Genomic DNA, 14,779 nt, shown 5'->3' with positions numbered 1-14,779 from the left:
CAAGTTTTTAACTTTTTTTCAGTATAATCTCTAAAAATTTTACTAAGAGGGACATAATAATGGCATTAAATGTATACTATGACAAAGATTGTAATATCGAGTTAATCAAATCAAAGAAAGTTGCAATGATTGGATTTGGATCACAAGGGCACGCACACGCAGAGAATTTAAGAGATTCTGGTGTTGAAGTTATTGTTGGTTTAAGAAAAAATGGTTCTTCATGGGCTAAAGCTGAAGCTAAAGGTTTCACTGTTAAAACTGTTGCAGATGCAACTAAAGGTGCAGATGTTGTTGTAATCTTATTACCAGATGAAAATCAATCTGATATCTGGGATGCTGAAATTAAAGATAATTTAAAAGATGGTGCTTATGTATCATTTGGACATGGATTTAACATTCACTATGGAAGAATTACACCTGCAAAAAATATTAATGTAATGATGGTTGCTCCTAAAGCTCCAGGTCATACTGTAAGAAATGAATTCACTAAAGGTGGAGGAATTCCTGATTTAATTGCAATTCATCAAGATGCTTCTGGAGATACTAAAGAAGTAGCATTATCTTATGCTTCTGCAATTGGTGGAGGAAGAACTGGAATTATTGAAACTACTTTCAAAGATGAAACTGAAACTGATTTATTCGGAGAACAAGCTGTATTATGTGGTGGAGCTGTATCTTTAGTTCAAGCTGGATTCGAAACATTAACTGAAGCTGGTTATGCACCTGAAATGGCATACTTCGAATGTTTACATGAATTAAAATTAATCGTTGACTTAATGTATGAGGGTGGAATTTCTGATATGAGATATTCTATTTCTAATACTGCTGAGTACGGAGATTATGTTTCTGGAAAAAGAGTTATCAATGATGAGTCTAAAGCTGCTATGAGAGAAATCTTAAAAGAAATTCAAGATGGTAGATTTGCAAAAGACTTCATCTTAGAAGGTCAAGCTGGATACCCAAGAATGAATGCTGAAAGAACAAATGCTAAAGCTTCATTAATTGAGAAAACAGGTAATAACTTAAGAGAAATGATGCCTTGGATTTCTTCAAGTAAAATCGTTGATTTAGACAAAAACTAGTATTAAAATAAGAAGAGTTTTCTCTTCTTATTTACTTCCTAAATTATGAGTAAAAAACAAACTAAACGTAAAAAATCATCAGCAACAGTTTCAAAAACTAAATTAGTAAAAATTTTTCTACTAATATTTTTATTTGCATTTATAGCGAGTGGCGTAAGCTACTTTATAATGAAGAATGAAGATAAAAATTCAAATGAAAATATTAATAATATACTTAAAAAAGAGAAAAAACAAACTCTAAATACACCTGCAAAAGAACTTAAAAAATTTCAAGATGAAAAACTTGATAAGTACTTTGATAAATTAGAAACTCCAAAAGAAAAGTTTGAAGAAGATACTGAAGAATTAAAAAAAGTTCATATAGATGAAGAAGAAATAAAACCTAAAATAAAAGAAATTAAAAAGCAAGATGAAAAAAAGAAAGAAACAAAAAAAGAAGAAGTAAAAAAAGTAACTATTACAAAAAGTAAAAAAGATTTATATACTTATGATAAAAAAACTAAACCAAAACTTGCAATTATACTTGATGATATAAGTAGTAGTAAACAAAAAAAAGCAATTTTAAATATAGGATATAATGTAACAATGGCTTTTCTTCCTCCACAAGAAGGTCATTTAAATTCTGCAAAAATTGCACAAGATGTACCAGTTCATATGATTCACTTTCCAATGCAAGCCTCATCTAAATTTAAATCAAAAGAGAAAACCACACTAAATATAAATGACTCTTACGAGAAAATTGAAGGTATTGTAAAAAAACTAAGACAACAATATCCAAAAGCAAAATATACAAATAACCATACAGGTTCAGTATTTACGCAAAATGATGCAGCAATGGATAAACTATTTCGCGCTTTAAAAAAATATAACTTTGTCTTTGTAGATAGTAGAACAACTGCAAAAAGTGTAGCTAAGAAATATGCAAAAAAATATGGAATGCCTTATATTGTGAGAAATACTTTTCTTGATAATGAAAGAAATTTTCAGTATATTCAAAATCAATTAAAAAAAGCTATTAAAATTGCAAAAAAAAGAGGATATGCAATTGCAATTGGACATCCTTACTCTATAACGATACAAGTTTTAAAAGAATCAAAACACCTACTAAAAGATGTTGAACCAATTTTTATAAATAAACTTCCTTACCTTTAAGCTTTAAGATATATAATTAAATATATTATTATATATCTACTTACAAGGCTTTTTAATGATTAGAGAAATAGACTTTAATATTCCTGAATTAACTAATATGAAAAAATATCCAAAAGAACTTTTCTATATTGGGAATACACAACTTTTACAAAAGAAAAAAATATCTATAATAGGCACTAGAAGGCCAAATTCATATACAAAAGAGTTTACACACAAGTTAGCTCATAAACTCTCTTCTTTGGATATTTGTATAGTAAGTGGAGCTGCTATGGGTGTTGATGCAATATCACATCTTGCCGCAAAACCTGAAAATACAATAGCCGTTGTTGCAAATGGCTTAGATATAAGATATCCAAGTGTAAATAAAAATCTAATTTCAAATATTGAAGAAAAAGGTTTAGTACTATCTGCTTATAAAGTAGGTGAGAAAGCTAGAAATTATACCTTTGTACTAAGAAATGAAATAGTTGTAGCTTTAGGAGATATTTTAATAGTAACTCAAGCTGATTTAAATTCAGGAAGTCTTACGTCAGTGCAATATGCAATAAAAATGAAAAAGAAAATATATACTTTACCACATAGAATAAATGAAAGTTTAGGAACTCAAGAACTTGTAAAAAAAGGTTTAGTTGAACCTATTTATAATATCGAAGATTTTATTTCAAAATACACAAATACAAATGAAATAAAAAAAACTACAGATGAACTTTTACTTTTTTGCGAAAATAATCCAAGTTATGAAGAAGCTGTATTAAAATTTGGAAATAGAGTATTTGAATATGAACTAGAAGGAAAAATTGCAATTAACAATGCAAAGGTCTCAGTAATTTAATTTACTGAGCAATGCTTTCTTCCTTTTACTTTTAGTAAGATTAAATATCCTACAATTCCAGACAATAAAGAACCTATTAAAATAGCTAACTTATCAGTATAAAAAAACTGTGATGAGTCTTCAAAGGCTAGTGAATCTACAAATAAACTCATAGTAAAACCAATACCGGTTAAAACACTTATTCCATATATCTGAGCCCAGGTTGTACATTTGGGGAGTTTTGCCCATTTAAGTTTTACAGCTATAAAAACGAATAAAAATACTCCCATTTGTTTTCCAAGAAAAAGTCCTAAAATAATACCTAATGAAACAGGATTAAAAACTTGACTCATATCTAAAGTTCTTAAATCAATTCCTGCATTTACAAATGCAAAAATTGGTAGAATATAAAAAGCAACCCAAAAATGTATATAGTGTTGTAAACTTTTTACAGGTGAGACACGTTTTCTTTTTTCATTGATTGCGTTAAGAGGAATTGTAAAAGCTAATATAATTCCAGCAAGTGTTGCATGAACTCCAGATTTTAGTACAAATACCCATAAAATCAATCCAACTAAGGCATAAGCACTTACTAATGTTATTTGCATTCTATTCATTGTTACTAATATAATTATACAAATTAATGCAAAAAATAAAGACGTAAGAGATAAGCTTGAAGTATAAAAAAATGCAATTATTAAGATAGCTCCCAAATCATCAAAAATAGCTAATGCCATTAGAAATATCTTTAAAGAAACTGGTACTCTTTTTCCAAGTAAAGCTACAATACCTAAAGCAAAAGCAATATCAGTTGCAGTTGGAATTGCCCAACCTCGAAGAGCAAAATCATTATCATAATTAAAAAATATATAAATTAATGCAGGAAATAACATCCCTCCAATAGCAGCAATTCCTGGTAATGCAATTTTTGAAAAAGAGGAGAGATGACCAAGCAAGAGTTCTCTTTTTATTTCTAAACCAATAAGAAGAAAGAAAATAGCCATTAAGCCATCATTTACCCATAATATTAATGGTTTAGATATTTCTAAGAGAGTACCTATTTTAAATTCAATAGTAGTGTGTAAGAAGTTTGCATAAAATTCTGATAAAAAGGTATTACTAAATATTAACGCAAGGACCGTTACGATCATTAAAATAATACCAGCTGTTGATTCTTTTTCCAAAAATTTTCTAACTAAAATCTTCATAATACCTGCCTTTTAGAGCGTAATATATAATTTTAGTATAAACTGCTTTATTAAATATTAAAGCAGTTTATAAATTAATGTCTAAGTTGATAAGTAATATCTCCAGCTCCAACGCCTAAGAATATTCCTTCGTCATAACTTTTTATAATTTTCTCATCTTTTATTAAATCAATTCTTCCATTTGTTGAAGAGATTCTATCTGCAAAAATAGGATTATATGTAGCAAATTCTTTTTCAAAGTTTATATCAATTTTTTGCTCACCTGGAATTGTCCAAATAGGAAGTATAATTAACTCATCACATCTTCTAAAGCATTTTTTAAAACCTTCAAGATTATCACTTGTTCTTGAGTATTTATGTGGTTGCCATAAAACAATTCTATTATTTAAATTTGTTAAATTATCATATAATTCAATTGATTTCATCGTAACTTCAATTTCTGTTGGATGATGCGCATAATCATCAATTACAACAAACTTATCATTTGCTTGAACAACATCAAATCTTTTTTTAATCCCTTTGTATTTTAAAAGATTAGTTCTAATACTTTCAATATCAAGTTCATTAAGTGCAGCTAAAATAGCTAGTGATGCATCAACTGCAATGTGATATCCAAAGCCCCAAACTTCAAAACTACCTAAATCTTTTAATTCAAATCTAGTACATGGCTCTTTATCTTTTAGAGTATACGATAAGTTTTTAATATCAACACTAGGATAAAGATACGTAGCTTCTTCAATCTTTAACTTTTTAATATCTTTATCTTCACCATTTAATACTCTTTTTTTAGCAAGTGCTATAAATCTTTCATAAGACTCATAAAACTTATCATAATCATAGTGATAATATTCCATATGTTCTGGTTCTGCATTTGTTACAATCGCACAATATGGGTTTGAAAGTAAAAAAGAGGCATCTGATTCATCCGCTTCAAAAGCAACTAAATCATTTACATACTTAAAATTTGAACCAAACTCTTTTGAGATTGCACCAATTAATGCTGAACTTTGTAAAATAGAAGCTAGTATTGCAGTTGTAGTTGATTTTCCATGAGCACCTGCTACACAATAATTTTTCTTATCTCCTAAAACAATAGGTAAAGCTTCTTTTCTTGAAAGTGTTCTAATTTGTTTAACTCTTGATTGAATTAATTCTGGATTTTCATCTGTTACTGCTGCAGAATAAATTACTAAATCAAAATCATCTTTTATATTATTTGCACTTTGAGGGCAAGAAACGTGAATACCTTCATTTTGAAGTTCTTTTGTAATAGGTGAACTTTTCATATCTGAACCACTTATTTCATGACCATCATAATTTAAAAATCTTGCTAAGGCTGAAAGTCCAATTCCACCTATTCCTATAAAATGTACTTTCATTAGCTTTCCAATAAATGTTTTAAATTTTTATACTCTTTTTCAAGTATTTCCTTATTATCATTTAAAAATTCATCTATATCAAATTTAAAATTCATAATAAAGTATCCATACTTTTCTTCACTACTTTCTTTTTCAAGATCAACACTTGTATCATAGAAAAAGTCTAATTGATTTTTTGTTGATAAAACTATTAATAAAACATTTAAAGCTTTCTCTAAAGTCTCATCATCAATTATATTAGCTAAAACAAAAACTAGTTCTTTAGCCCCATCAAAATTATCGTATGACCATTTTTCAATTGCATGTTCATAAAAAGCTCTTACATAAAGTAAGTTTTCATTTTCTAACTTTAGCTTTTCATTTTTATTTACAATTTGCTCAACATTTTCAAAAGAAGTTTTTAAAATCTCTTCATAAAGTTTATTTATCTTTTCTTCATCTAAATCTAAAATTAACATTGAATCTAATGTTTCATACATTACATTAATATTTTTTTCTGCAATAGATTTAACTCTAGCCTCTTCTAAATACTTTAGAAAATCTGGATTTGTTCTTGCATCATTTAACTGCTCTTTATCCATCAATAAAATCCTTTAATCTTTTTAATACTTCTTCTGTTTTTTGTGCATTTTCAACTAGTGCTATTCGTACATAACCTTTTCCAATTCCTTCTCTACCTAAGAAAGATCCTGGAAGTACTTTTATATTTTTTTCTTTATATAAATTTCTTGTAAATTCTATTTCATCTTCAACTTCAAGCCAAATATAAAATGTAGCTTGTGGAGTAGCAACTCCTAATATTTCACGTGCTAGTTCAAAGTTCTTCTTATAAATACTTCTAAAATACTCTACATGACTTTCTTCATTCCATGCAGCTGCAGCTGCTAGTTGAAGAGGTACAGGAGAAGCACATCCAACATAAGTTCTATATTGCATATAATTTTTAAGTATTTTTGCATCACCTGCAATAAATCCACTTCGTAATCCTGGAGCAGAACTTCTTTTTGAAATCGAATTCATTACTAAAACATTTTTAAACTTTTTATTTCCAACTAAGATACTAGCTTCAAGTAAAGAAGCTGGTTTATTATCTTCATCAAAATAAATTTCTGAATAACATTCATCATTAATTAAAATAAAATCATATATTAAAGCTTTTTCTACCCATTCTCCTAATTCTTCTTTACTCATAGATGCAGAAGTTGGATTATTTGGGAAGTTTAAAACTACTAAATCACATTTTTTTAGCTGCTCTTCGTCTAAATATGCTTTAAAATCATTCTCTTTAGTTAAATCAATATGGATAACAGAAGCCCTACTTGCTATTGCAGCACCTTCATAAATTTGATAAAAAGGATTTGTAAAAGCAATAGTTGGCTCTTTTTTATCAAACAATGCAAATTGAGGGAAGTTAAATAGAACTTCTCTTGTTCCAAAAGTTGGAATAATTTGCGTATAATCTAAAGCAACATCAAATCTTTTATTTACAAAATTAATCATTGCATCTTTAAGCTCAGAAATTCCTGCTGATGCTGGATATTTTTTCAATAAAGAAGTTGATTGCTTTAATGCATCTTGTATAAAATCTGGTGTTTCAAACTTCGGTTCACCAATAGTTAAAGCAGATAATTCATAATTCTCATTAGGTATAACATCTGCTAATATTTCTGTTAATCTTTCAAAAGGGTATTTCTCAAAATTCATTTAATTTTTCCTTGCCATCTAGTGTTCTTCAACTATTGGTATTAATAATTGGTTATATTTATTCATATCAAAAGAGATACAATCAGTATTTGTATAGAAGAATTTCCATGAAAATCTTTTTTTAAGCATCTCTTCTTTTAAAGGTAAAATTTGAAGCATATTTTTTTCTTTTAGTAATTCTCTTACTGGATTTTTATTATTTGATATAATTTCGATTTTTTCATTAAATATTTTTGCTAAGTTTTCAAAGTGATCTAATAAATTTGTTTTATCTTCATCCTCTCCAATTGGGTCTAAATCAAAGATTCTTGTTTTTGTTTTGATTTGACTTGCAACATCAAATACAATTGGAGATATTTGTTCATAAGAGTGAGTATCATTTAATAAAACTACAGTTTGTTTTATAGATTTCATACTCTCTTCTCCTAATTTAAAAATAGGAACTTTATAATCAACTATAATTCTTAAAGAATCTTTTGATTTAAACATTTCTTGAGTTAGAATCATCATTCCAATATCATATTTTCTAAAATCTTCTTTTAGAATTTTATTAAAACCTTTACTCGAATAATCAACTCTTACTACAATACTGTCAAAATATTTTAACTTTTCTTTTATATAATTCATAATAGCAGGTGTTGTAGGTCTAGTGATTCTAATAATTAATTTATTATTTTTTAACCTTTGGTTTAATGTTTTTGCTTCTTCAATAGCTTTTTTTACACTTTTTTCATCTTGTAAATAAAGATCTAAATATAAATAAATATTGTGACCAAAAGGCATAGGAAACTGCCCTTGTGTTTTTCCAATTGCATTATATACTTGCATTAAAACATAAGGTTTTCCAACTACTAAAATCACATCATTTGGTTTTAAAACTAATGATGGCTTAATATTTACAAGTTGTTGATTTCTATAAAGTGCAAATATTTTCCACTCTTTTTGCTCAATTGAACCTAAGTATCTATATGCATAAGAGCTTCCAAATGGAACTCTAATCTCCATAATTTCACCCTGCTTTAAACCAATATTTTGGGCTACAACAGGAATATTTGGAAGTCGTTCAACCATTCCATTTGCAAGAACATCGATACCTTTATATACATTTATATATGGATCTTTAAAATCTAAACCCCAATAATCTAAAATTGTCATTTGTAAGTTTTGTTTGTGACTTCTAATATTCTTTGTTACATTAATCATTTCATCTTTTGAATTAAGTGCGATTAATACTTCTGTATGAATATTTTTATCTAAAACCATTGCAAGTTTTGATTTAGACGTTGGATCAAATTTATAAAAAGTAAAGTTCGAAGGTTTTTGAACAGGGAGGATAACATCACTCATATATATAATATCATAAGCGTTATCACCAGTATTTGCTTCTACGATTCTGTGCATTAATTTTTTTGCAACAATGCCGTCTAAAATAATCAAGATTTTTTTCATTTGGACATTATATCTTTTTTAAATTAATAGTAGCAGAAATAAAGCTAATTTTTTTACTTTACTTCCTGTCCTATTAAGTTGTCAATTTTAGCTAAAGATAATAAATAATCATGAACATATTTTAAATAATCAGCTTTTACATAAGATTCAATATATTGTGCTTCTATAACTTTTTGTGGTTCAATAGCATCTATTTGATAACCTCTTACATTTAACTCTCTACTATCACGTGCTAGTTTTTTTGCTTTTTTCAATGTTTGAATTTGTTTAAAACCAATAAGTGCATTATTAAGTTCATTTTTAATTTGTAATGCAACTCCCTCTTTTAACATATCTTGTAATAAATATAGTTTCTTTTTTTCTAACTTCTTTTCACTCACCATATTTGTCGTTTTAAAGCCATCAAAAAGTGGGATTTGTGCTGCAAAGCCAATATTCCATGTATTCTCTTTATCATCAGATAAATATCCATATTCATAAGAATTATATGTGTGAGCAAGTTCTCCCATTAAAGCAACACTTGGATAATGACCTGCTTTTTGTTCTTTTATTTGCTCTTTTGATATTTTTAATGCAATATCCATTTTTCTAATATCACTATTTGTTCTATATGCATCTTGAACTAATTTTGATAAAGAATACTTTGGAGGTAATAATTCATTATTTGTATATTTTAATTTTATTTCACTATCCCATGCTAAACCCATAGCATTTGATAAGGCTGATCTAACCATAAATCTATTTGCTTCAATTTTAGCAACTATTGATTCTATTAAAGCAACTGTAACTTGTATAGATAAATAATCTGTTTTTTTAACATTTAAAGACTCTCCACTTTCATAAAACTGTTTTGTTAAAGTAGATATATAATTCATTCTAGTAAGTGTAGATTTCGCGATTTTATATAACTCATTTGTTAAAACATATCCATAAAAATATTTTTTAATATCGTAAACAACATCTAAATCATTTCTTCTAATTGTATTCATTGCTAATAATTTATTTAATTTAGCTTGTTCAATTACTGAAGATATTTTCCCACCTGTAAATAATGGATATAAAAGGTTTAGAGAACTTTTAATGGTATCTCTACCTAATGCAGTTGAATCTATATCTGCACTTATTGTTCCTTCTGGGAATGCACTTAATGGTGTTGCAGCAATTTGAGATTGAGCATAAGTTCTAGTTGCACTATCAGATATACTTAAAGTATTTGCTAAAGCTAAGGTTTTTGTAAGCTCCGAAGGTAAAGAAAATGTACCTCTTTGTTGAAAAATAACATCTTCATTTTTTCTTTGTCCAACAACCATTGCATTTAACGCTGGATAATTTGCACTAAGGGCTTGATTATATTGAGCATTTGCAATTTCTAGTGCAACTTTTGAAATCTTACTTTTGTGATTATTCTCTAAAGCAATATTTATTACTTCTTTTAATGTAAATTCTTTTGTTTTCGCAAATATTACATTTGTACATATTAATAAACATAACAATAATTTCATACTTTTCCTTGAAAAATTTATAGTTTCATAGTATAACTAAAAAAAACAAAAAAATAAATAATTCTAATAATCCTAGAGAATAAGTCATATTTAGAATTAATAATTATAAATTTAAATATTAATCTACTTTAGATATAATTCTATTAATTTAAAGAAAAGGTACTATATTTAATGGAATTTAAAATAGACGCAACATCACACCACAAAGCTAGAGCTTGTACAATTAAAACAGCTCATAGCACGATTCAAACACCAGTATTTATGCCTGTTGGGACGCAAGGAACTGTAAAAACTCTTGATGCAAATGATATGTTAGATATGGGTGCAAAAATCATTTTAGGTAATACTTACCATTTATACTTAAGACCAGGAAGTAAAACAGTTAAAAAGTTTGGAGGACTTCATGGTTTTTCAAAATTTCCTAACTCTTTTTTAACAGATTCAGGAGGTTTCCAAGCTTTCTCTCTTAGTAAAAATACTAAGCAACATGAAGATGGAATCATGTTCAAATCTCATATCGATGGAAGTAAGCATTTCTTTACACCACAAAGTGTACTTGATACTCAATATGATTTAGGTTCAGATATTATGATGATATTAGATGATTTAGTTGCTCTTCCAAACACAGAAGAAAGAATAGAAAAATCTATTCAAAGAACAACTAAATGGGCACAAGAAGCAATTACTTATCATAAAGAACAACAAGAAAAAGGTATTGGAGTTAATCAAAATATCTTTGCAATTATTCAAGGTGGAACAAGTAAAAAATTCAGACAAATGAGTGCTGAGCAATTATGTGCACTTGAAGATTATGATGGTTTTGCAATTGGTGGATTAAGTGTTGGTGAACCAAATGCAGAAATGTATGAAACAGTTGAGTGGACTACAGATTTTATGCCAAAAGATAAACCTAGATATTTAATGGGTGTAGGAACTCCTGAAGATTTAATTGAAAATATCGAACGTGGTGTTGATATGTTTGATTGTGTAATGCCTACAAGAAATGCTAGAAATGGAACACTATTTACTTCATTTGGTAGAATAAATGTAAGAAATGCAATCTTTAAAGAAGACGAGGGACCAATAGATCCAGAGTGTGATTGTTATACATGTAAGAACTTTTCAAGAGGATATTTAAATCATCTTTATAGAGCCGGTGAAATGACATACTTTAGATTAGGCTCATTACATAATGTACATTACTATTTAAATTTAATGAGTCAAGCTAGAGAAGCAATACTTGCAGATAATTGGCTTGAATTTAAAAAAGAGTTCTACGATAAAAGATCGTAGATTAAAAGAAGATTTTCTATTTTTATGTTAAAATAGATAAATATTAGAAATTATAAGGAAAAATATGACTGTTGATGATAACTTAATTGCGAAACTATCAAAACTATCTAGTTTAGAAATAGATGAGTCAAAAAAAGAAAATTTAAAAGCAGAACTTGCTGATATTATTAATTTTGTTGAAAACTTAAATGAAATAGATGTATCAAATATTGAAGCTACATTTAGTACAATTGAAGGTGGAACACCACTTAGAGAAGATAATGCCAATCAAGACTTAGAATTATCAAATCACATTTTAAAACATGCTCCAAAAAGTGAAGATGGATTTTTTGTTGTACCAAAAATTATTGAATAGGAAGAAAAATGGTTAAGGTTTATGGAATAAAAACCTGCGATTCTGTTAGAAAAGCCTTAAAGTTTTTTAAGGACAATGAAATAGAAGTTGATTTCTTTGATTTTAAAAAAGAAACACCAAGTTCAGATCTAATAGATTCATGGGTAGAAAAATCAGATTTAAATTTACTATTTAATTCAAGAGGAACTAAATATAGGACTTTAAAATTAAAAGAGTTAAATTTAGATGATGAGGGAAAAATACAATGGCTAAAAAAAGAGCCAATGCTTTTTAAAAGACCTGTTATTGAATATGATGAAAAAGTTTTAGTAGCTTTTAATGAAGAGATTTATAAAGAAACTTTTTTATAAAAGTTTTAAACTACTAGATATAAAAAAAGGGGATAGTTTTTTAACTATCCCCTTTTTTATGCACATAATTAAAAGATTTAATTAAATAATTAAATCTTTTCTAGCTTCTTTTAAAGTATCAGCAATCATAAATGATAATTCAAGTGCTTGATCAGCATTTAATCTTGGATCACATTGTGTATGATATCTAGATGCTAAGCCTTCAGTTGTAACTGCTGAACTTGCACTTCCTGTACACTCAGTAACATCTTGACCAGTCATTTCTAGATGGATTCCTCCAGCATAAGTACCTTCTGCTTTATGGATTTGGAAGAATTGTTTTACTTCACTTAATATTGCTTCAAAATCTCTTGTTTTATAACCATTATCAGCTTTAATAGTATTTCCATGCATTGGATCACATGACCATAATACATTTTTTCCCTCACGCTTTACTCTTTCAAGTAATTTAGGATAAAAATCACCAACTTTATTTGCACCCATTCGTACAATTAAGTTAAGTCTTCCTGCTTCATTTTCTGGGTTTAAAGTATCAATTAATTGAATTAATTCGTCTTCTTTCATTGATGGACCTACTTTACAACCTATTGGGTTTTTAATCCCTCTAAAGTATTCAATATGTGCATCTTTTAAATCTCTAGTTCTATCGCCTATCCATAACATATGAGCAGCACAGTTAAACCAATCACCTGTAATTGAATCTTTTCTAGTTAATGCTTGCTCATAATTTAATAATAATGCTTCATGAGATGTAAATAGTGTTGTTTGTGCTAAATTAGGTGCAGTTTGACTATTAATTCCACATGCTTTCATAAAATTAAGTGCTTCAGTGATTTTTGAAGACACCTCATCATATTTTTCACCTAAAGTATTATCTTTTATAAAATCTGTATTCCATAAGTTAACTTGATTTAAATCTGCCATTCCTCCACGAGAAAATGCACGAAGTAAGTTCATAGTTGCTGCACTTTGATTATATGCTTTTAATAACTTCTTAGGTTTAGGACCTCTTGCTTTTTCATTAAATTCAATATCATTTACAATATCTCCTCTATAAGAAGGTAATGAAATTCCATTTACTTCTTCAAAATCTGAAGATCTAGGTTTTGCAAACTGTCCAGCAATTCGTCCAACTTTAACAATAGGACAGCCTCCTGAAAATGTTAAAACAACTGCCATTTGCATCATAACTTTAAATAAATTCTTAATATTATTTGCATCAAATGAAGAAAAAGACTCCGCACAATCTCCACCTTGAAGTAAGAATGCTTTTCCGTTTACTACATCAGCTAATTGATTTTTTAAATTTAAAGCTTCCCCTGCAAAAATAAGTGGAGGATAAGATCCTAACTCTTTTTCTACTTTTTTTAACTTATCTAAATCTGTATAAGTTGGTTGTTGCTTTATTGGAAAATCTCTCCAACTGTTTGGTTCCCAATTCTTCATTTTTTACCTTTTATTTTATTTTACTTATATTTTGAAATATTATCTTATTTTAACTTAGTTAATTAACTTTGATAATAAATCTTTAAATGAAACTTTAAATGCTTCTAAACCTTGACTTAAAAGATCATCATAAACTTTTTTCATATTTACATTTTTCTTTTTTAACTCTGTAAAATATGCATTACAATCTTCTTCACTCATAATGTTTGTTTCTTCTTTAACTCCATCTTTTACCCAATCTTCAATAGTTGATAAAGGTGCAGTATTTACAGAGTTTGGAAAGATTAAGTTATCAATATAATAACTTGGTGCTAATTCATTTCCTTTAACTCCAGTACTTGCAAATAGTGTTCTAATATTTGAGTTTTTGAATTTATTAACTTCATGATAACACTTAATTGCATTTGTAATACCTAGTTTAGAAGTTGCTAAACCTTTTGTAATAAATTCCCCATCACACATTCGATCAAATCTAGAAACAAAAACAGAAACAACTGCTTTTATATCTTTATTAGAGTCTTTAATACCTTCATCTAAAGCTTGTGTGCATTTAATAGCTTGTTCAGGTGAAAAGATTAATGTTGCATTTACATGAATACCTTTTGAAGTTAATTCTCTCATTGCAATATATCCAGCTTCTGTTGCTGGTACTTTAATCATCACATTTTCAGCACTTATTGAAGAGTAAAGTCTTAAACCTTCATCAATAGTTCCTTGAGCATCATCACATAATGAAGGATCAACTTCTATTGAAATAAATCCATCATCAGTATCTTCTTTATGTAAAGGAGAAAGTAATTTAGCGGCTCTTTTAATATCAGTTAAAGCTAATTCTTCATAAATAGTTTTTGCATTATTTGCTTGTAACATATCAAGTTGTTGTTTATATGCAACAGAATTTGAAATTGAAGATTCAAAGATTGCTGGGTTTGATGTAGCACCTTGAATTGTTTTGTCTTTTATAATCTCTTGGAATCTATTCTCTAAAAAATCTCTTTCTATAAAATCACACCATAAAGAGTAATTAATATCTTCTTTTAAGCTCATC

At 27.9% G+C, this 14,779-nt stretch carries 14 protein-coding genes; 6 read left to right on the top strand and 8 right to left on the bottom strand.

The genetic code is table 11. The features are described from left to right. The first annotated feature begins 59 nt into the window (after positions 1–59). From ilvC to KO488_RS01190, 3 genes are all read left to right on the top strand, one after another. Positions 60–1,082: a ketol-acid reductoisomerase gene (gene ilvC, locus KO488_RS01200; RefSeq protein ID WP_216056959.1), complete on the top strand. Its 1,023-nt coding sequence runs from the start codon at positions 60–62 to the stop codon at positions 1,080–1,082. Positions 1,083–1,250: 168 nt separating this feature from the next. Further along, positions 1,251–2,234 (top strand): divergent polysaccharide deacetylase family protein, encoded by a 984-nt coding sequence (locus KO488_RS01195; protein WP_216056958.1) that lies wholly within the window; start codon positions 1,251–1,253, stop codon positions 2,232–2,234. A 55-nt stretch (positions 2,235–2,289) separates the two neighbouring features. Next, entirely contained in the window at positions 2,290–3,066 is a 777-nt protein-coding gene (locus KO488_RS01190; protein ID WP_216056957.1) for a DNA-processing protein DprA, read from the top strand. Here KO488_RS01190 and nhaA read toward each other — a convergent pair. The 6 genes from nhaA to KO488_RS01160 all read right to left on the bottom strand — a co-directional run bounded on the left by nhaA (position 3,063) and on the right by KO488_RS01160 (position 10,287). Then, positions 3,063–4,253 carry a Na+/H+ antiporter NhaA gene (nhaA, locus tag KO488_RS01185; RefSeq protein ID WP_216056956.1) on the bottom strand — a complete coding sequence of 397 codons (1,191 nt, stop codon included), beginning with the start codon at positions 4,251–4,253 and terminating at the stop codon, positions 3,063–3,065. The two genes, KO488_RS01190 and nhaA, sit on opposite strands and share 4 nt — an antisense overlap. A gap of 74 nt (positions 4,254–4,327) precedes the next feature. Then, on the bottom strand, positions 4,328–5,632 hold the full coding sequence (murC, locus tag KO488_RS01180) for a UDP-N-acetylmuramate--L-alanine ligase (RefSeq protein ID WP_216056955.1): 1,305 nt from the start codon (positions 5,630–5,632) through the stop codon (positions 4,328–4,330). Next, positions 5,632–6,213: a hypothetical protein gene (locus tag KO488_RS01175; RefSeq protein WP_216057084.1), complete on the bottom strand. Its 582-nt coding sequence runs from the start codon at positions 6,211–6,213 to the stop codon at positions 5,632–5,634. The genes murC and KO488_RS01175 overlap by 1 nt, the downstream gene beginning before the upstream one ends. Continuing rightward, a complete protein-coding gene (locus KO488_RS01170; protein ID WP_216056954.1) occupies positions 6,206–7,336 on the bottom strand; it encodes a succinyldiaminopimelate transaminase in 1,131 nt (376 codons plus the stop codon). Before KO488_RS01170 ends, KO488_RS01175 begins: the two co-directional genes overlap by 8 nt. A gap of 18 nt (positions 7,337–7,354) precedes the next feature. Beyond that, a complete protein-coding gene (locus tag KO488_RS01165; protein WP_216056953.1) occupies positions 7,355–8,785 on the bottom strand; it encodes a COG3400 family protein in 1,431 nt (476 codons plus the stop codon). Positions 8,786–8,838: 53 nt separating this feature from the next. Continuing rightward, positions 8,839–10,287 (bottom strand): TolC family protein, encoded by a 1,449-nt coding sequence (locus KO488_RS01160; protein ID WP_216056952.1) that lies wholly within the window; start codon positions 10,285–10,287, stop codon positions 8,839–8,841. A gap of 171 nt (positions 10,288–10,458) precedes the next feature. Between KO488_RS01160 and tgt the strand changes: the two genes are divergently transcribed. The 3 genes from tgt (at position 10,459) to KO488_RS01145 (ending at position 12,285) form a co-directional block, all read left to right on the top strand. Beyond that, positions 10,459–11,580, top strand: coding sequence for a tRNA guanosine(34) transglycosylase Tgt (gene tgt / locus KO488_RS01155; protein ID WP_216056951.1), 1,122 nt, complete (start codon positions 10,459–10,461; stop codon positions 11,578–11,580). Between the two features lie 64 nt (positions 11,581–11,644). Further along, positions 11,645–11,935 (top strand): Asp-tRNA(Asn)/Glu-tRNA(Gln) amidotransferase subunit GatC, encoded by a 291-nt coding sequence (gene gatC, locus KO488_RS01150; RefSeq protein WP_216056950.1) that lies wholly within the window; start codon positions 11,645–11,647, stop codon positions 11,933–11,935. 8 nt (positions 11,936–11,943) lie between these two features. Continuing rightward, positions 11,944–12,285 (top strand): arsenate reductase family protein, encoded by a 342-nt coding sequence (locus tag KO488_RS01145; protein WP_216056949.1) that lies wholly within the window; start codon positions 11,944–11,946, stop codon positions 12,283–12,285. An 81-nt stretch (positions 12,286–12,366) separates the two neighbouring features. Here the strand turns inward: KO488_RS01145 and KO488_RS01140 are convergent, their stop codons facing one another. Together KO488_RS01140 and KO488_RS01135 are read right to left on the bottom strand one after the other, a co-directional pair. Beyond that, the gene (locus tag KO488_RS01140; RefSeq protein WP_216056948.1) at positions 12,367–13,731 is read right to left on the bottom strand and encodes a class II 3-deoxy-7-phosphoheptulonate synthase; all 1,365 of its coding nucleotides are present in this window, start codon (positions 13,729–13,731) and stop codon (positions 12,367–12,369) included. Between the two features lie 54 nt (positions 13,732–13,785). Beyond that, positions 13,786–14,778 (bottom strand): transaldolase, encoded by a 993-nt coding sequence (locus KO488_RS01135; RefSeq protein ID WP_216056947.1) that lies wholly within the window; start codon positions 14,776–14,778, stop codon positions 13,786–13,788. Position 14,779: the final 1 nt, after the last annotated feature.

It is taken from the genome of Poseidonibacter lekithochrous, from assembly GCF_018861145.1.
Taxonomy (GTDB): domain Bacteria; phylum Campylobacterota; class Campylobacteria; order Campylobacterales; family Arcobacteraceae; genus Poseidonibacter; species Poseidonibacter lekithochrous_A.
The sequence above is the reverse complement of the archived record's forward strand: the minus strand, read 5'-3'. Positions and strand labels throughout refer to the sequence as shown.

Bases quoted from the DNA above. Each gene is read 5' to 3' on its own strand.
- KO488_RS01165 (WP_216056953.1), bottom strand. From the start codon at position 8,785: ATGAAAAAAATCTTGATTATTTTAGACGGCATTGTTGCAAAAAAATTA.
- KO488_RS01145 (WP_216056949.1), top strand. From the start codon at position 11,944: ATGGTTAAGGTTTATGGAATAAAAACCTGCGATTCTGTTAGAAAAGCC.
- KO488_RS01170 (WP_216056954.1), bottom strand. From the start codon at position 7,336: ATGAATTTTGAGAAATACCCTTTTGAAAGATTAACAGAAATATTAGCA.
- KO488_RS01190 (WP_216056957.1), top strand. From the start codon at position 2,290: ATGATTAGAGAAATAGACTTTAATATTCCTGAATTAACTAATATGAAA.
- KO488_RS01195 (WP_216056958.1), top strand. From the start codon at position 1,251: ATGAAGAATGAAGATAAAAATTCAAATGAAAATATTAATAATATACTT.
- nhaA (WP_216056956.1), bottom strand. From the start codon at position 4,253: ATGAAGATTTTAGTTAGAAAATTTTTGGAAAAAGAATCAACAGCTGGT.
- ilvC (WP_216056959.1), top strand. From the start codon at position 60: ATGGCATTAAATGTATACTATGACAAAGATTGTAATATCGAGTTAATC.
- KO488_RS01175 (WP_216057084.1), bottom strand. From the start codon at position 6,213: ATGGATAAAGAGCAGTTAAATGATGCAAGAACAAATCCAGATTTTCTA.
- KO488_RS01160 (WP_216056952.1), bottom strand. From the start codon at position 10,287: ATGAAATTATTGTTATGTTTATTAATATGTACAAATGTAATATTTGCG.
- tgt (WP_216056951.1), top strand. From the start codon at position 10,459: ATGGAATTTAAAATAGACGCAACATCACACCACAAAGCTAGAGCTTGT.
- KO488_RS01140 (WP_216056948.1), bottom strand. From the start codon at position 13,731: ATGAAGAATTGGGAACCAAACAGTTGGAGAGATTTTCCAATAAAGCAA.
- gatC (WP_216056950.1), top strand. From the start codon at position 11,645: ATGACTGTTGATGATAACTTAATTGCGAAACTATCAAAACTATCTAGT.
- murC (WP_216056955.1), bottom strand. From the start codon at position 5,632: ATGAAAGTACATTTTATAGGAATAGGTGGAATTGGACTTTCAGCCTTA.
- KO488_RS01135 (WP_216056947.1), bottom strand. From the start codon at position 14,778: ATGAGCTTAAAAGAAGATATTAATTACTCTTTATGGTGTGATTTTATA.